Annotated in this window: 17 protein-coding genes and 1 other annotated feature; of the genes, 12 read left to right on the top strand and 5 right to left on the bottom strand. The window is 63.7% G+C overall.

The window, feature by feature from the left end; translation table 11 throughout:
• Positions 1-45: 45 nt before the first annotated feature.
• Positions 46-777, bottom strand: coding sequence for a 4-hydroxy-tetrahydrodipicolinate reductase (gene dapB, locus HUW10_RS03115; RefSeq protein ID WP_174502164.1), 732 nt, complete (start codon positions 775-777; stop codon positions 46-48).
• A 2-nt stretch (positions 778-779) separates the two neighbouring features.
• The gene (locus tag HUW10_RS03110; protein WP_174502163.1) at positions 780-2,414 is read right to left on the bottom strand and encodes an electron transfer flavoprotein-ubiquinone oxidoreductase; all 1,635 of its coding nucleotides are present in this window, start codon (positions 2,412-2,414) and stop codon (positions 780-782) included.
• A gap of 81 nt (positions 2,415-2,495) precedes the next feature.
• Here HUW10_RS03110 and HUW10_RS03105 point away from each other — a divergent pair, with 81 nt between their 5' ends.
• The 6 genes from HUW10_RS03105 to HUW10_RS03080 all read left to right on the top strand — a co-directional run bounded on the left by HUW10_RS03105 (position 2,496) and on the right by HUW10_RS03080 (position 10,157).
• Complete coding sequence (locus HUW10_RS03105; protein WP_174504732.1) at positions 2,496-3,332, top strand: uracil-DNA glycosylase family protein; 837 nt, start codon at positions 2,496-2,498, stop codon at positions 3,330-3,332.
• 286 nt (positions 3,333-3,618) lie between these two features.
• Positions 3,619-5,313, top strand: a complete 1,695-nt coding sequence (locus HUW10_RS03100; protein ID WP_236656181.1) for a lytic transglycosylase domain-containing protein — start codon at positions 3,619-3,621, stop codon at positions 5,311-5,313.
• Positions 5,314-5,385: 72 nt separating this feature from the next.
• Positions 5,386-7,023: a tetratricopeptide repeat protein gene (locus HUW10_RS03095; RefSeq protein ID WP_236656180.1), complete on the top strand. Its 1,638-nt coding sequence runs from the start codon at positions 5,386-5,388 to the stop codon at positions 7,021-7,023.
• 268 nt (positions 7,024-7,291) lie between these two features.
• Positions 7,292-7,576 (top strand): hypothetical protein, encoded by a 285-nt coding sequence (locus HUW10_RS03090; protein WP_236656179.1) that lies wholly within the window; start codon positions 7,292-7,294, stop codon positions 7,574-7,576.
• Positions 7,577-7,725: 149 nt separating this feature from the next.
• Complete coding sequence (locus HUW10_RS03085; RefSeq protein ID WP_174502159.1) at positions 7,726-8,295, top strand: heme NO-binding domain-containing protein; 570 nt, start codon at positions 7,726-7,728, stop codon at positions 8,293-8,295.
• A complete protein-coding gene (locus HUW10_RS03080; RefSeq protein WP_174502158.1) occupies positions 8,292-10,157 on the top strand; it encodes a bifunctional diguanylate cyclase/phosphodiesterase in 1,866 nt (621 codons plus the stop codon). The genes HUW10_RS03085 and HUW10_RS03080 overlap by 4 nt, the downstream gene beginning before the upstream one ends.
• A gap of 62 nt (positions 10,158-10,219) precedes the next feature.
• Here the strand turns inward: HUW10_RS03080 and HUW10_RS03075 are convergent.
• Positions 10,220-11,328 (bottom strand): IS3 family transposase gene (locus HUW10_RS03075; protein WP_371808612.1). Its coding sequence is split into 2 segments (ribosomal slippage): positions 10,220-11,091 and positions 11,091-11,328, totalling 1,110 coding nucleotides; the frame shifts between segments, so codons are not numbered across the junction.
• Positions 10,985-11,101: a sequence feature (AL1L pseudoknot), on the bottom strand. (Overlaps the previous gene by 117 nt.)
• Positions 11,329-11,646: 318 nt before the next feature.
• Between HUW10_RS03075 and HUW10_RS03070 the strand changes: the two genes are divergently transcribed.
• The 6 genes from HUW10_RS03070 (at position 11,647) to HUW10_RS03045 (ending at position 15,602) form a co-directional block, all read left to right on the top strand.
• Positions 11,647-12,303, top strand: a complete 657-nt coding sequence (locus HUW10_RS03070; RefSeq protein WP_174502157.1) for a recombinase family protein — start codon at positions 11,647-11,649, stop codon at positions 12,301-12,303.
• The gene (locus HUW10_RS03065) at positions 12,297-12,695 is read left to right on the top strand and encodes a hypothetical protein (RefSeq protein WP_174502156.1); all 399 of its coding nucleotides are present in this window, start codon (positions 12,297-12,299) and stop codon (positions 12,693-12,695) included. Before HUW10_RS03070 ends, HUW10_RS03065 begins: the two co-directional genes overlap by 7 nt.
• Before the next feature lie 10 nt (positions 12,696-12,705).
• On the top strand, positions 12,706-12,966 hold the full coding sequence (locus HUW10_RS03060) for a hypothetical protein (RefSeq protein ID WP_174502155.1): 261 nt from the start codon (positions 12,706-12,708) through the stop codon (positions 12,964-12,966).
• Entirely contained in the window at positions 12,963-13,175 is a 213-nt protein-coding gene (locus HUW10_RS03055) for a hypothetical protein (RefSeq protein ID WP_174502154.1), read from the top strand. Before HUW10_RS03060 ends, HUW10_RS03055 begins: the two co-directional genes overlap by 4 nt.
• A gap of 517 nt (positions 13,176-13,692) precedes the next feature.
• A complete protein-coding gene (locus HUW10_RS03050; RefSeq protein WP_174502144.1) occupies positions 13,693-14,913 on the top strand; it encodes a site-specific integrase in 1,221 nt (406 codons plus the stop codon).
• Entirely contained in the window at positions 14,913-15,602 is a 690-nt protein-coding gene (locus HUW10_RS03045) for a hypothetical protein (protein ID WP_174502145.1), read from the top strand. The genes HUW10_RS03050 and HUW10_RS03045 overlap by 1 nt, the downstream gene beginning before the upstream one ends.
• A 46-nt stretch (positions 15,603-15,648) precedes the next feature.
• On the opposite strand, the gene HUW10_RS03040 is transcribed toward HUW10_RS03045, so the two are convergent.
• Complete coding sequence (locus HUW10_RS03040; protein ID WP_174502146.1) at positions 15,649-15,978, bottom strand: hypothetical protein; 330 nt, start codon at positions 15,976-15,978, stop codon at positions 15,649-15,651.
• The gene (locus HUW10_RS03035; RefSeq protein WP_174502147.1) at positions 15,975-16,553 is read right to left on the bottom strand and encodes a recombinase family protein; all 579 of its coding nucleotides are present in this window, start codon (positions 16,551-16,553) and stop codon (positions 15,975-15,977) included. Before HUW10_RS03035 ends, HUW10_RS03040 begins: the two co-directional genes overlap by 4 nt.
• Positions 16,554-17,236: the final 683 nt, after the last annotated feature.

Genomic DNA, 17,236 nt, shown 5'->3' with positions numbered 1-17,236 from the left:
GGATGACGCAATCCCGCCCGGGGGTCAAGACAAGGAGCCGCGCCGCTAGAGGCCGAGCAGGTCGCGCATGCCGTAGCGCCCCGGCGCGCGCCCGGCCAGCCAAAGCGCGGCGCGGACCGCCCCTTCGGCGAAAATCCGCCGGTCGAGCGCGTGATGGGTCAGCGTGATCTGCTCGACGGCGCTGGTGAAGATCGCACTATGGCTGCCGACGATCTGCCCGCCGCGCAGGGCGGCGAAGCCGATGGCGCCAGTCTCGCGCGGGCCGGTATGGCCGTCGCGTCCGGAATCCTTGACGGCGTCGAGATCAACTCCCCTGCCCCGCGCCACCGCGGCGCCGATCGCCAGCGCTGTGCCGGAGGGCGCATCGATCTTCTGGCGATGATGCATTTCGAGGATTTCGGCGTCGTGGGTCTCGGCGGCAAGCGCGGCGCCGAGGCGCTCGGCCAGCGCGATCACGAGGTTCACGCCCGGCGCGAAATTCGCCGCCTGGAAAACCGGGATTCGCGCCGCCGCGGCAGCAATGTCGGCCTCGGCGGCTGGATCGAAGCCGGTGGTGCCGAGCACCCAGGGCGTGCCACATGCGGCGAGGATGCCGGCATGGCGGCTGACCGTGGCGGCCAGGGTGAAGTCGATCACCACATCGCTTTCGCGTGCAAGTGCGTCGAGATCGCCATCGCGGCCGATGCCCCCGGCCAGCGTGGCGCCGGCCAACGGCACGGCCTCGGCGAGCAGCTTGCCCATCCGGCCGGTGATGCCGGCAATGCCGATCCGGGTCATGCTCACATCCCGCCCGGATAGGCCGGGCCGCCGGCGCCTTCGGGCACCACCCAGTTGATGTTCTGCGTCGGGTCCTTGATGTCGCAGGTCTTGCAGTGCACGCAGTTCTGCGCGTTGATCTGAAGCTTCGGATCGCCCGCCTCGGCGCCGACGATCTCATAGACGCCGGCCGGGCAGTAGCGCGTCTCCGGACTGCGATATTCGGCCCAGTTCACCGCGATTGCCTTCGCCGGATCGATCAGGGTGAGATGCGCGGGCTGGTTTTCCTCGTGATTGGTGTTCGACATGAACACCGAGCTCAGCCGGTCGAAGGTGAGCGCGCCGTCGGGCTTCGGATAGGCGATGGGCGCGGCGTTGCGAGCGGGTTTCAGCGTGGTGTTGTCGGCGTGGTTGCGCAGCGTCCAAGGCGACTTGCCACGGGTGACGTAGGTTTCGAAGGCGGCGTTGATCAGCCCGCCCCACATGCCGAATTTCGCGAAGCCGGGGCGGATGTTGCGCACCGCCTCAAGCTCGGGCCAGAGCCAGGAGGCGCGTACTTTCTCGGGGAAGGCGTCGAGAGTGGCGGGGCGGCTGCCGGCCAGCGCCTCGGCGATTGTCTCGGCGGCGAGCATGCCGGATTTCATCGCGGTATGTGTGCCCTTGATCTTGGGCACGTTGAGGAAGCCCGCCTCGCAGCCGACCAGCACGCCGCCGGGAAAGGCGAGCTTGGGGATCGACTGGACACCGCCCTCGTTCAGCGCCCGCGCGCCGTAGGCGATGCGCTTCGCACCCTCGAAATACGGGCGGATCGCCTTGTGGGTCTTGAAGCGCTGCATTTCCTCGAACGGCGAGAGGTAGGGGTTCTCGTAATCGAGCCCGACCACGAAACCATAGGCCATCAGGTTGCCGCCCAGATGGTAGAGGAACGAGCCGCCATAGGTTTTCATATCGAGCGGCCAGCCGATCGTATGCATGACCATGCCGGGATTGTGGTGCTCCGCCGGCACTTCCCAGAGTTCCTTGATGCCGATGCCATAGGTCTGCGGATCGATCCCGTCGCGCAGGCCGAAGCGGGACATCAGCTGCTTGCCGAGCGAACCGCGGCACCCCTCGGCGAATACAGTATATAGTGCGCGCAGTTCCATCCCCCGCTGGTATTGCGCGGTCGGCTGGCCGTCCTTGCCGATTCCCATGTCGCCGGTGGCGATGCCGACGACGCGGCCATCCTCGACCAGCAGTTCCGCCGCGGCGAAGCCGGGATAGATCTCGACGCCGAGCTCCTCAGCCTTCGCGCCAAGGAAGCGGACGACATTGCCGAGACTGACAACGAAATTGCCGTGATTGTTCATCTGCGGCGGCGTCGGCATGCGGTGGCTGCCGGATTCGGTGAGGAACAGGAAACGATCCTCGCCCGCCTTCGCCGAGAACTCGATCGCGCCGATATCGGCATCGGGCAGGAGTTCCGCCATGGCGCGCGGCTCCAGCACGCAGCCGGAGAGGATATGCGCGCCCACCTCGCCGCCTTTTTCAACGACGCAGACCGATATCTCCGGATCGAGCTGTTTGAGCCGGATCGCCGCCGAAAGGCCGGCCGGGCCGGCGCCGACCACGACGACGTCGAATTCCATTGATTCCCGGGGCGGCACTTCGTCTGACATGTGAGTTCTCCTGCGCTTCGATTAACGTATAGGGAAGCGCGGGGCATTGCGCAAAGCCCGGCCTCGGGCGCAAATCGGGTGATGGACGCACAGGGCGGAAACATGACGGGAGATACGCGCGCCGCATTGCTCGCGGCGCTCGCGCTGCAGGCGGAATGGGGGGCGGACGAGGCGTTGCTGGAAACCCCGGCCGACCACGCCGCCGCACCGCCGCGCCGCCGGGACATGCCCGCAGCCGCACCGCGCACGATCGCGCCATCTGCAACATCCCTCCCCCCTGCCCCGCCGGGCGGCGATCAGAATGCCGATCAGAATTCCGATCCTGGAGCCGATCCCAGCGCCGCGACCACGCTCGCCGCGCTGCGCGACGCGCTCGAACGCTTCGATCACTGCGCGCTCAAACGCACGGCAACCCAGCTCGTTTTCGCCGACGGCGCCGCGGATGCGCGGATCATGTTCATCGGCGAGGCGCCTGGCGCCGAGGAGGATCGCATCGGCCGGCCGTTCGTCGGCCCTGCGGGCCAGTTGCTTGACCGGATGATGGAAAGCATCGGCCTCGACCGGGGCAAGGTGCGGATCGTCAACGTCGTGCCCTGGCGACCGCCGGGAAACCGGACGCCATCCGATACGGAAATCTCCCAGTGTCTGCCGTTCCTGCACCGGCATATCGCGCTCGTGCGCCCGGCGCGCCTGGTCCTGCTCGGCGCCGTGGCCGTGCGCGCGCTGATCGGCGGCAAGGACGGGATTACCCGGCTGCGCGGCAAATGGCGCGAGATCGAGATCCCCGGGATGGAGGGCGGATTGCGTGTCCTGCCGACCTATCATCCCGCGTTCCTGCTGCGGCAACCGGATGCGAAGCGGCTGGCCTGGACAGATCTGCTCGAATTGCGGCGCGAATGTGTTGAGTCATGCGCCTAGGACGATTCAAACATGATATTTTCGCAGTCAATCACGAAAAGTTGAAATCCAGAGCGCAACGAAACCCCAGCAATTCTGGGACTTTGCGTTTTTTTTGAGATTCTCAACCTCTCGGAGAGCTTGCCCAGCCGCTAAGTTGGGTTGTAGCCAAACGGTCATGCGAGGAGCCGTTAAAAAGCTCTCCCGCCTAAGCGTCGCCCGGGCGTGTATCGTCACCGCGGCGCTGTCCACCGGAATAACCGCCGCTCACGCGGCGCCGGCTGGGCACAGGGGGCCTTCGACCGACATGCAGGGTGCCGCAGCGCACCCGGAATCAGTAGCCTATGCGATCCCGCGATCGGCGCCGGCAAATGGCGACGAGGTGGTGCTCGCCCGTCCGCTGGCGCCGAGCGATGTTGCGCTGTACCGGCGCATCTTCGCCGACCAGGCGGCCGGCAGGATGGCGGAAGCGGCAGCACTCATCCAGCGCCTGGGCGACAAGGTGTTGATGGGGCAGGTGCTGGCGCAGCGCTATCTCGGACCGCATCATCATTCGACGCCGCCGGAACTCGAAGCCTGGCTGCGGAAATATGGCGGCCAGCCGGGCACCGGGCGGATCAGGAGCCTGCTCGCCTCACGGCTGCCGCGCGGCGCGACGATACCGGCGGCAGATGTCCGATATCTGCCTGAGCCGGGCCTCGCGGCAAGCGGCGCGGCGACCCCGCCGCAGGGCGGCAGGCACCTGCCCGCACGACTGGCCGATCTGGTCCGGCGGCTGAGCAGCGCGGGGCAGACCAGCCGCGCCATCGACCTGATCCGGAATGACAATCACGTTTCTCCCGAGACGGGCGCTGCGTTGCGGGCGATCGTCGCGCGGCACCTTTTCGAGCGTGGGGCCAATGCACAGGCCCTGGAGATCGCCGCTGACGCCGCGAAGGAAGGCGGAAATCACGTCTGGGCACCGGATTTCATCGCCGGACTGGCCGCCTGGCAACTGAACCGGCTCGCCGAGGCCAGAACCCATTTCGAACAGGCTGCCGACGCCGTGAAGGCGAATCCGGAGGAACACGCCGCCGGCGCCTTCTGGGCCGCGCGCGCCGCATTGCGGCTTGGCCAGCCTGATGCCTACATCGCCAGCCTTGGCAAGGCCGCGAACAACCAGGGCACGTTCTACGGCATGCTCGCGGCACGGCTTCTGGGCCGCGAACTCGGTCTGGCCAGCCTGACCGCCAGCCTGTCGGAAGCGGATGTCGAGGCGGTAGCCGCGCAGCCCGAGGGCTCGCTGGCCTTCGCGCTGCTGCAGGTCGGCCGTACCGCCGATGCCGCCCTCGCCCTGCGCAGCCTCTGGCCGCAAATCAAGGCTGATCCCAATCTGGGTCGGGCCGTGCTGCGCGTCGCGGCGCGGGCGGGACTGGTCGATGTCGCCGTAACCCTGGTGCGGACCCTGCCCGGCAACGAGATTGCGGGTGTCACCTTGCCCTTGCCGGCGCTGCACCCCGCGGGTGGTTTCAGGGTCGACCCCGCCCTGGTCTACGCGCTGGCGCGCACTGAATCCGGCTTCAATCCTCGTGCCGTGTCCTCGGTCGGCGCGCGCGGGCTGATGCAGCTGATGCCGGCAACCGCGAGAGCGATGGCGCAGCGCTACGACATCGCCGGCAACCTGGAGAGCCCGGCAGCCAATCTGGCGCTCGGCCAATCCTATCTGCAATATCTCGGCGCCCAGCCTGACGTGAACGGCGATTTGCTGCGCATTCTGGCCAGCTACAATGCCGGGCCGGTGGCCGCCACGAAATGGGCACGAACGATCAGGGATGGCGGCGATCCTCTGATCTTCGTCGAATCGATCCCGAACGCCACCACGCGCCGGTTCGTGCGGCAGGTTCTGACCGACAGCTGGATCTATGGCGAGCAGATCGGCAACGTACCCGCAAGCCTGACGGCGCTGGCCGAGGGGCACGTTCCCCGGTTGCAGGATGCCATGGCGGCAATCGCTGAACGTTGAACCGGACGCGCAAAACGGCCTTGTAAGGCTTCATTAAGCTTCTCCCGATAGGTTACGGTCATGGATCAGAACATGACCGCAGCCGCCGACGGTCCGGAAGCGCTTTTCGCGGCCGGGCTCTCCGCCCATGGCAATGGCGATTATTCCGCGGCGGCACGGTGCTTCACCGGTGTGCTCGAAGCCATGCCCGGTTTTCCTGCAGCACTGGCGAACCGGGCCCTCTCGCTATGGTCGCTCGGGGCGCTCGATGATGCCGAGCGGGATGCGGTCGCGGCCTGCACTGCCATGCCCGGTCTTGCCGAAGGGTGGATGGTCGCTGGCGCGATCAGGATCGAGCGCGGGGATTCCGCCGGCGCCATCGCCGCCTATTCCGAGGCGACAAGGCTGCGACAGGATTTCGCGCCGGCGCAGGCCGGGCTCGCTGCGGCCTATCTCGCCCATGCCGACAACGCTGCGGCGACACGACACGCAGCGCTTGCGCTGATTCTCGATTCGACGTGCAACCATGCACGGTTCACCCTTGGCTCCGCCCTTTCAGCGCTGGGCAAGACCGACACCGCGATCAGCCTGTTCACCCAGGTTCTGGCCGCCGAACCGCGCCACGCCGGGGCACTGCTCAACCGCGGCAACGCGCTTGTCGGGCTCGACCGCATCGAGCAGGCCGAGGCGGATTTGCGCGCAGCACTCGCCATCGATCCCAACCTGCGGGAGGCCCTGGCAAGTCTTGCCGTGCTGCGGACGATCCAAGGTGATACCGCGGAAGCGATAGCGCTGTGCGACCGCGCCATCGCGCTCGACCCGGATTTTGCCGTCGCGCAATGGAATCGCGGCGTCGCGGCCTTGCTGGCAGGCGATTTTGCCACCGGGTTTGAAGCCTATGAGTGGCGCAAGCGCCATCCGATCTACGGCCCGCATTTCGACCACCTGCCCGCCCCGGTATGGACCGGCGACGATCTGGCAGGCCGTCATCTGCTGGTTCGCGCCGAGCAGGGGCTGGGCGACACCATCATGTTCGCGCGGTTCCTGCCTCGTCTGATCGCCGAGGCACGACGCGTGACGCTCGCATGCCAGGCCACGCTGTTCCCGCTCTTCGCGGGGCTCGGAGTCGGGCTTTGCCGGCTGGAAGATCCAGCGCCCGCGGACGTTGATTGCGCGATCGACCAGATGAGCCTGCCGCATGTGCTGCGGCTGACGCCGGAGACGATTCCGGCAGCGGGCGGCTATCTCGCCGCACCACCCGCAGCAGTGGAGCGGTTTGCCGATCTTGCGCGCCCTGCCGGCACGCGGCTGTTTGGTCTGGTCTGGGCGGGCAATCCGGGACACAACAACGATCGTCGGCGCTCGCTGCCGACGGGCGTATTGGCGCCGCTGATCGAAAGCCCGGGTCTCCGGTTCATCGCCCTTCAGCTCGGCGCACGACAGGGCGAATACGACGTGCCAAGCATGGCGGGCGAGATGGACGATTTCGGTGCGACGGCCGGAATCCTGCACCATCTCGACGGGCTGGTAACGGTCGATACCTCGGTTGCCCATCTTGCCGGGGCCATGGGCAAACCTTGCCATGTGCTCCTCTCAGCCTCGTGCGACTGGCGCTGGCTGCTCGGCCGATCCGACACGCCGTGGTACAGCTCGATCAGGCTGCATCGGCAGCAAACGCTTGGGGATTGGTCCAGGCCGATCGACGCGGTGCTGGCCGCCCTTCGCAGCTGATCCGCCGGCCACTCGCCCCGCCACGGCGCGCGACCGGCGCCGCTGCCGGTCCGGGATATCCGATCCTGCAAAAATTCGTGAGCGATCCGGCAACCGGGTCTTTCGGCGCGACCGGGCATATCCATTTGAGAGCATGAGGGTGCCACGACCATCACGAAGGGAGAGGTGCACAAGCATGCAAACCCGGAAAACCCTGGTCGCTTCATCGCTCTTGGGCCTGTCATGCCTCGCATTGACCGGATGCGCCGGTCCCCGGCTCGCGAGGAAGATGCAGGACTTCATCGGCAAGCCGGAAACGGCCCTGGTCAGAGCCCTCGGTGTGCCCGACCGGCGCAGCGTGAACGGCGACGTTGTCCACGATCAGTACAGGCACACAATCACCTATTCAGTGCCGGGCTGGACCGGCGGACCCGCTTTCGTGGATCAGCGGCCGGCAATTGGCGGCATCCCGCCAACCGTTCCGCCACAGACCTACAAAAATACCTGTGTGATCAATTTCCGCATCGTCCACGGTCTCGTGCAGTCTTACCGCGCGACCGGTTCCGTCTGTTAGAGCATCATCCGATCGGATGGGGTCGTCTGACCGGGTAAGGCGGCCGCCCGAAGATCGGCAGGCCGCGTACCGTCATGGAATCATGACGTAAGCGATGATCAATCCGGTAATTAAATATCAAACATTTTATGTAAAGAGTTATAATCATCATGCTCGGTATCATCCCCCATACCATCGACCGGTATCTCAAACGCCGCGTAACGGCGGAGACACGAATGGCGATCCTGCTGCGGGCGGGCTTTCAGAGCGAGCAGCAATTCCGTCTCGATACCGAATATGACGATGCGGAATGCTGCGCGCTGGTCGCCGCAATCGCCGACATAACCGGCTGCGATACAGAGACGGCGTTCGACGAGATCGCCGACTTCTTCCTCGACTGGGCGGAACAGACTTTCCCCGGCTTCTTCGCCGTGGCACCGGACACACGGAACTTCCTGATGTTGCAGCCGGACATCCATAGCAGCATGGCCTGCGGACTGCGCTCTAACGAACAGCGGAAGGTAGCCGAGAAATTCAGGGCCGTGGCGTTGCCGGACGGGATCCGGATGCATTACCGATCCTCGAACCGGCTGGCTTATTTCTACTGTTCCCTCGCCCGCAATCTTGCCGCGCGCCGGGGCGAGGTTGCCGAGATCAGCTTCATCGAAGGCAGTACCGCCTCAAGCACGTCCGTCATCGAGGTGAGGCTCAAACCGAAACAGGCGACCGGTATCGCATGAACATCGCAGGCGGCGGAGACCCTGTCGATCGCCAGGCGATCGAGGCGCTCTGCCAGGCAATGTGCGGCGTCATCACCGGGGATCTGTCGTTACGACTCCGCACCGAAAGTACGGACCTGACGGTCCAGAAACTGTCCTTGCTGACGAATTTTATGCTCGAAACCGCTCAGCGTGCGGTGGAACGCAGCAAGGATAATGCCGACGCGCTCGACAATGTGCAGCGTGTTGCAAAGCTCGAGGCCTGGCGGATGACGCTTCCCGCGGGCGAGATTGTGCCGATCGGTCAGGTTCGTGGCCTGCCGGAACATGAGGGCGAGACGCTGCGCGGAATCGAATGGTTTCTCGGCAGGGTGGATAGCGACTACCACGAAGCGGTGGCCAAGCTTTTCGGCGGATCGGGCGGTGCGGTCGAATGGCCAGGCAGTGCAGCGGGAACATGGTTCTGCACCGAAGTCACGGCCGTGAGCGAAGATGACGAGGGGAGCGGCTACCTCGTAATTACCAAGGACATCTCCGAGAGCCGGCGTGCTGCCGAACAGATTCGCTATCTTGTCGAACACGACCCGCTGACGGGCCTTGCCAATCGCCGGCGGCTGATCTCGTATCTTGACACGACGCTCGCTGCTGCCCGTGTGGAGACGTTGAAATTCGCGGTCCACGTGATCGATATCGACCGTTTCAAGACGGTGAATGATCTCTACGGGCATACCACCGGCGACAAGTTGCTGATTGATCTCGCGGCCTGCCTGCGCGGGGAAGTGCGCGAAAACGACGTGATCGCGCGGAGCGGCGGCGATGAGTTCGTTGTCGTGCAAAACGGCATCACCAGTGCGGGGGATGCCAGTCGCCTGGCCGAGCGACTGATCGGCGCGGTCAGTGCAAGGCTCTCCACGAGCGAGGTGCCTGCCGTCTCGACGACCGTGTCGATCGGCATCGCCCTGGCGCCTGATGATGGGGAGACCGCCGAAGCCCTTCTCTCACACGCTGATATGGCACTCTACCAGGTTAAATCGGCCAGCCGAAACGGGTTTGCATTCTTCAACACCCAGATCAACGACGCCCAGCTCGCCCTCCGCAGGATGGAAGCGGATTTGCGTGGCGCCTGCGACCGGAATGAAATCTCGGTGCAGTATCAACCACAGCTCGACATCGCCTCTGGCAGTATTGTCGGCTTCGAGGCGCTGGCGCGCTGGCGGCGGAACGAGAACGACGTGTCGCCGGCAGCGTTCATTCCCGTCGCCGAAGAAACCGGATCGATCATCGAGATCGGCAGTTTCGTGCTGCGGGAGGCATGCCGCGAAGCCGCGGGATGGCGCGCTCCGCTGCGCGTTGCGGTCAATATATCGGTTGTCCAGATCCAGCACGGCCAGTTGCCGGAACTGGTCGCCGCGGTGCTTGCCGAAACCGGGCTGGCCCCCGCGCGGCTCGAACTCGAAGTCACCGAATCCCTGCTGCTCGCCGATGCCCGCGCCGCGACCGACGTCCTGGCCCGCATCAGGGCTCTGGGGGTAACGATATCGCTGGATGATTTCGGAACGGGATATTCATCGCTGGCAACGCTTCGAATGTTCCCCTTCGACAAGATCAAGCTCGATCGTTCTTTCGTGTCCGATCTTGGCCGCGTGGATGAGGCGGAGGCGATCGTGCTGGCGGTCTTGGGACTTGGCCGGGCACTCGATTTGTCGGTTGTTGCCGAAGGTGTGGAAACTCCGGCGCAAGCGGAGATGCTCCGCACGGCAGGCTGCGCACTGTTGCAGGGCTATCTGATCGGCCGCCCTGCGCCCATGGCACAGTTCGATGAAATCGTAGGTCTCAACGCGTGCTTATCGCCGAGCATGGAGAGCCCGCTGCAAATCGGCTGAAAGATCACCCGATCAGGCAAGATCGGCAAGTGCTCTATCATACCGACAATTTGAGCATCAGCCTATGAGTGGTCTGAACCGCGCCGGGAATCCCGGAGGCCATTTTGTTTGACTGAGGCGACCATAGCCAGCTCGTTCAGTTGTTCATAGTACCTCGCCTCGGCCTCAGCGGGTGGAATATTGCCAATGGGCTCGAGGAGGCGGCGGTTGTTGAACCAGTCCACCCATTCGAGTGTGGCGAATTCCACTGCTTCTGCATTCCGCCAAGGGCCACGAGGGTGGATGACCTCGGCCTTGAACAGGCCGTTGATAGTTTCGGCGAGGGCATTGTCGTAGGAATCGCCGACGCTGCCGACGGACGGTTCGATGCCGGCCTCCAACAGGCGCTCGGTGTATTTGATCGAGACATACTGGCTGCCCCGGTCGCTGTGATGGACGAGGCCGCCGCCACGCATCGGGCGTCTGTTGTGAAGAGCCTGTTCCAGGGCATCGAGGACGAAACCGGCATGCGCCGTGCGGCTGACCCGCCAGCCGACGATACGCCGAGCGAATGTATCGATGACAAACGCCACATATACAAAGCCTTGCCAGGTCGCGACATAGGTGAAGTCCGACACCCATAGGGCATTTGGCCTTGAGGCATAAAACTGCCGGTTCACCTTGTCTCGTGGACAGGGCGCAGCGGAGTTGCTGACCGTCGTCTTCATCGGCTTGCCGCGGATCACGCCGGCCAGTTCCATCTGCTTCATAAGCCGCGCGCCGCGCCGCGCACGGGGCGGCAAGCGGTTTGGGTCAATACGGCGTGCAGCATGCTCATAGTAGGTCGACGGAGCGATCGGCAGCATCCGGCAGATCGGCTCGACACCGTAGACCTCACGATGCGCGTCGATGAACGCGATCATGGCTTGTACCGGCGGTCGAGCTCCGCCATCGCAAAATAAGCCGATGCCTTGCGCAGGATCTCGTTCGCCTGGCGTAGCTCCCGGACCTCTCGTTCCAGAGACTTGATCCGCTCCTGGTCAGCACTCGTCGGACCGGGCCGTAGCCCCTGATCGCGCTCCGCCTGGCGAACCCACCCCCTCAGTGTCTCGATCGTGCAGCCGATCTTCGGTGCTATCGAGCCGATCGCTTCCCATTGCGAAGCATGATCCTTGCCATGCTCCAGCACCATCCGGACCGCTCGCTCCCGGACCTCAGGCGAATACCGAACCGATGTCTTCCGCTTTTCCAGCGCTCCATCCTACTCAAGAGTTGGAGTATCCGGGATTCCCAGCGTGGTTCAGTTCGGTCACCCTGCGCCAGCACAATCGCAGCCTCAGGCAACTTGCCGATGATCTCTTCCGGCTTGTGATTCCTCGACACCCCCATCCTCCTTCGTGCCAAATCCCAAAACAGCGTCAGGACGACTCGGAAGGGATCAGATCAGCGGAGCGTACCCGGAATCATCCTTTTTTGTTGACAGTTCGAAAATCCGTGGTTCCTTCTGGAGATGGAAATCACGAAGCGCGCCGCACTCTATGTTCGGGTCTCGACCTCTGATCGCGGCCAGACCATCGAGAACCAACTGACACCCTTGCGTGATACCGGCGCCCGGCTGGGATGGAATATCGTGGCGGTCCACGCGGACGAAGGCATCTCCGGTGCAAAGGGCCGCCAGAAACGGCCCGGTCTCGATGCTCTCATGAAGGGCGTGACCCGGCGCGAATATGATGTGGTCGCCGCATGGTCAGTCTGTCGCCTCGGACGGTCGCTACCCGATCTGGTTGGCCTGCTGGGTGAACTCAGGGCATCAGGCGTCGATCTCTATCTGCACCAACAGTCCATCGACACCAGCACGCCCGCCGGGGTGGCGCTGTATGGGATGCTGGGCGTCTTCGCCGAATTCGAGAGAGCCATCATCCGAGATCGTATCAACGCGTCGCTGGATCGTGCCGGCCGAGAGGGCAAACGATTGGGCCGGCCTCGGTTGGCACCCATCCGGATCGATCAAATCACACGCTCGCTGAATGAAGGTCGAGGAGTGCGGGAGACGGCACGGTTGCTGCAGGTCAGTCCGGCCAAGGTCACGCAGGTGCGTCGATCCATCATGGCCGCGTCGAAAACACCCGACAGAGAACCAACCGATATGGGACAATCCTCATGCTGACATATTATGACCCCGATACCGACACCGATCAGACCGTTGTGCCACGTGGTCCGTTCAAGAGGCTCGGCAAACGCCGCCTCTTCAGCGCGAGCGTGCCGACCGAAGTGATCGAAGAAATCGCCCGCATGTTTGGCGCAGCCTGCAGGCGGTCGCCGACGGTGCTGAACCGGGACGACTACGCCGCGTCGATCTTCGCCTATGCGCTGGTCCAAGAACTGGCGGTTCGCCGGAATGTGATGCCAGACAAGATCAACTTGGATTTGCAGGTGGCGGCGATCTGGTGGTGGCAGGCAGAGGTGCATGCACAGAGCCTGTCGGACGAAACCAAGCCGAAGCCATGCCCTCATTGCCATACTTATGAACTCGACGATGACCTCATGCATACAGTCTGAGCAGCCTCAGTTGCCGCTGGACGATCAGCACAACGCAGGTGACGCGCCGCATCTCAGCGATGATGAGTTGCGGTCAATGCTGCTTGGCGGGGAGATGGATGGCGTCGATCCCACCGAAGATTCGGATTGTGATTTTTACGATCCAAACTTTCTGGCCCGCTTCCGCAAGCCAATGACGCCGGCTGAGGAGCAGGAATTTGACATGGCAATCTGGGACGCGATTGCCACGGTCTTGGAATCTCTAGTCTCAGATCAGGAGCCATCCGCATGAGGAAACGCAAAAAACAGCCGGCTCCACGTGTAACGGTCAAGTATGTGATTGATGGCGTCGAACACGAAGCCGAAATCGTTCATCAATGCGGTCCGTTTTGCTGTCTGCCATTCCTGATTGATGAACGGGACGACCGCCTGCCATGGGAGCCGAGCGACAAGGCAACGGCGCAGAAATCAACGCCAACATTGGTCGCGACCGAAGAGTGATAGTCACCGTGCGCAGCAGATCCCGCGCTCGTCGAGGCCGGCAAGATCCGGGCAGAACAGGCTATATTGGTGGCGGGAACCCTCAGCGGCGCCTTTCCAGGTTCACGCGAGCGCGGCGTATCCCTTCAAAATCGGTTTTTGCCGTTCCGAACTCCCACAACCGGCCTGAAAATCCATGGTCGTCCTGACCACCACTTGCCAAAAGTGACAGAAAACAAGGTTTCGTGTGGTAGCTGGGTGGTATCTAAGAGGCGCACGACCAAGATAAGTGATCGTGGCACAACTCAAAAAACCGTTTGATTTCGGTGGGTTGTGTGGTGGGCGCGACAGGGATTGAACCTGTGACCCCTGCCATGTCAACGTCGTGACGGAAGGGGAATCCTCGTGATTTTGGGTGAGGACGCGATGCGTTTTGGCACCTGCTGCTCGCTGTATGCTCGCTGATTTCAGTAGACAAATCGCCGATCCGTGAGAACCAGCTACCGAAGGGGTACGGAAGCTGGGCGCACGGATTGGATTGCGGATCGTCGAGGGGCTCAAAGTCGGCGAGACCGTGTGGGACACCATGGTCATTGGTTTCGGTGCGCGCCGGCAGCGTGGACGGCCGACCTATGTTTTTCGATATCGAACAAAGGAAGGTCGGCAGCGGACCTACACGATAGGCCGTCATGGATCGCCATGGACACCGGACGAGGCGAGGGCCGAGGCGATCAGGCTGTTACGGATCGTGATCGATGGCGGTGACCCGAGCGGCGAGCGCCAGATCGAGCATCAGGTGATTTCGATGGCGGACCTCTGTGACGAGTATCTCGCTGATGCCGCGGCCGGCCGGATACTGACGCGGCGCGGGGTCGCAAAGAGCGCGAGCACCATCGCGACCGACCACTGCCGCGTCGACGCACATATTCGTCCTCTGGTCGGCCACCTGCCGGTCGCCTCGATCTCGCGGCAGGACATCGAGCGCATGATGATCGACATCATCGCGGGCAAAACGCACAAACGGGTCAAGCTCGATAGGCTCCGTGCCGTGTCGCACGTCCGTGGTGGACGCGGTGCCGCGAGCCGGACGATGGGGCTGCTCGGAGCCATCATGACGTACGCCGTACGGCGCGGGCTCCGCGAGGACAATCCCTGCCGGCTGGTGATCAAGCCGGCTGACGGCCGCCGCGAGCGCCGGCTCGATGACGCCGAATACCGTGCGCTCGGCACTGCGCTGGATGTGGCCGAGGCCGGGGGCGAATGGCCGCCTGCACTCGCCGCGATCCGTTTCCTCGCGCTCACGGGCTGGCGGCGCGGCGAGGTTCTCGGGCTGCGATACGCGGAGATCGACGTGGCGCGATCAACCGCTCGACTTGCCGCGACCAAGACCGGCGCGTCGATGCGACCGCTGTGCACGACTGCGTGTCAGATGATAGAGGCGATGGCGCCGGGTGAATTCGTCTTCAAGTCGGCCGGCGGGGATGCGCCGATAGCCAATTTTCGACGCGTATGGGAGCGGGTCGTCTATCGTGCCGCGGGGCTACCACGCGACGTGACGCCGCACGTGCTGCGCCACTCGTACGCCAGCGTCGCCGCCGATCTCGGGCTGCCCGATGCGACCATCGGCTCGCTGCTCGGGCACCGGGGCCATACTGTGACACGGCGCTACATCCACGTCGCCGACACGACGTTGATCGCCGCCGCCGATACCGTGGCGACGCGGATCGTCACACTGATGCGCAGCGATCCGGCACCCTGATGGAGGCGACGACGAGCACGGACAGCGTGTATGGGATTGTCCATGTCGAACACCGCATCCCATGGCGCGGTGCAGAACTGACCTTCACGTCGTACGAGCTGCAGCTTGTGCTCAGGCTCGCGGACGGCGGCCACGTTCCTCTCGCGGATTTGCCAATCGCGTGGGCGTTTGTTGAGAGATTCAAAAAAGACGGTCTGGATTTCAAAGAGGTTGCCGCGGCGATCTCGCAGACGGTGAGCCCCTCGTCGCCACACCTAGGTTTCTTGGACGACAGCGCCATCAACGACAGCCCGGAACTGCTCGCCATCGCAGAAGCGATCTACGTCCAACACAATGATAGATGGCGGGAGGAGGACGCCGACTTTTGGACGACAGCCGTCCTGTTTCCGTCGTCTACTGGCCTGCCGGTCACGATTTGGCTGCCGACGATGCTGTCGACCGATCAGCGGGCGGTCGTGCTCGTGGCGACTTCTCCAAGCGAACAAATGGACGCGACGAACGCCGCGATCCTTGGTGTCCAGCCCGAACCACATCTCATCGTGGGTCCGCTGGACCCGGCCTACGAGGCCGCTGCCGTCTCATGGATTCGCGCCAATAGGGAACCGCTGCTAGCCCGCTGGAGCGGTGTGATCGACAGTGCCGAGATGATTCGCCGGCTGCGACTACTTGGTCCCGATCATCACTCTTGAGGTCGGTTTCGAGGCCCCCCGGAACCTGCGGCATCGGCCCGGTCGATCACTGGCGACGACGCTTCCGCTTCTTCTGCAACCGCTTTTGTCTTTTCGCTTCTCGGTCCCATGCTGCCGAAATGGCGGCTCGCAGGAGCGCGGCCATCTCGTCGAGATGGCGGTCGTATTCCGCTGGCGTCATCGTCTCTAGGATGTCGGTGAAGAGATTGGGTTTGATGTCGCCGGGGGGATCGAACGACAGATCGAGGCCGAGAACAGCGGCGACGTCCTGCATGTCTTCGATCTGATCGGCTGTGTAGCGCGACGATTTGACCGGGTGATCCGGTTGATCACGATCTTCGCCGGGGTCGTCAAAACCATTTTCCCGGTCGTTCATGCTGCGTGATCCAGCACAGCGCGCCGTCCGCCGGGGATAGTCCGATACAGCGTCGATGGCGCGACGCCGAGTTGTTTGGCGATCTCGGCGCCGCTGAGAGTTCCCGCCGCAAGCATCGCCTGCGCCGCGCGGACCTTGCCGTCGTCGAGCGCGCGCGGACGACCGCCCTTTCGGCCTCGCGCTGCCGCCGCTGCCAAGCCGGCTTGCGTGCGCTCGACCAACACCTCGCGTTCCATCTGCGCCAACGCCCCGAGAAGGGAGTAGACAAACCGGCCTGCCGTCGTCGTCGTGTCGATCCCTTCGGTCAAGCTGCGAAGCGCGATCTCTCGCTGCTTGAGGTCCTCGGCCACTTTGATCAGATGCTGCAACGACCGACCGAGCCGGTCGAGCCGCCAGACCACCAGCGTGTCACCGGCTCGTGCCGCGTCGAGCAGCGCGGTCAGCTGCGGTCGGTCCGTCCGTGCCCCGCTCGCCGTCTCAGTCCAGATGCGGTCGCACCCGGCCGCGCGAAGGGCGTCGTGCTGCAGGTCGTGGTTCTGGTCACCCGTCGAGACGCGAGCGTAACCGATAAGCATCCTGTTCTCCCGAAACTCATCCACGCCGTCCGTTCTCGGACGACCAGTTTCAGGATATGATAGCGCGACAATCTGTCAGCTTTTTTCTGCAGTTTTCGGATACGGTTTTCGGAGACATAACGCGTTGACCCGAAAACCACCGTTTAGGCGAGCACGGTCAGAGGATGACGACGATGAACGGGCTCAGGTTGGTCACGGCGGGTACGTCCGGCGTACCGGTCACCACGGAGACGGTCACCGACCCGCACCATCAAGCTCCACCGTCCCGTCTACACTGATTGTCGCGGAGAGCATCACTGGCACCGCTCATCACGATCCCCGCTCGTCATGACGGTCGTCCTACAAGCACCACACCGCGCCACCGACCGTCCATGCTCACACCGGCACCCGAGATCGCCGGGTGGATCACCGAACAATTCAAAGGGCCGTCTCTATACAGACGGGCCGCTCAGAGGCATGCGGTAGAAGCTGTGAGAAATGGGTCGAGGGATGCTGCCCCGAGAGCGGCACAGGTCGAAGGGGTTGCCGGCGATACTCGGCGGGGCGGCTGTGGGAAAACATAATAAAGGGTGTCGCGGTGAAAGAACTTCGTCGCCGCGGTGGTTGATCCGTTGAAAACTGCCCGCTGATCAAACATTTTGCTTGCACGGCATCGCTACAGATGATATCTACTACAAAGTGTA

This window comes from Acidiphilium sp. C61 (genome assembly GCF_905116885.1).
In the GTDB taxonomy this organism is placed as follows: Bacteria; Pseudomonadota; Alphaproteobacteria; order Acetobacterales; family Acetobacteraceae; genus Acidiphilium.
This window is presented reverse-complemented; position numbering and strand designations above follow the sequence as displayed.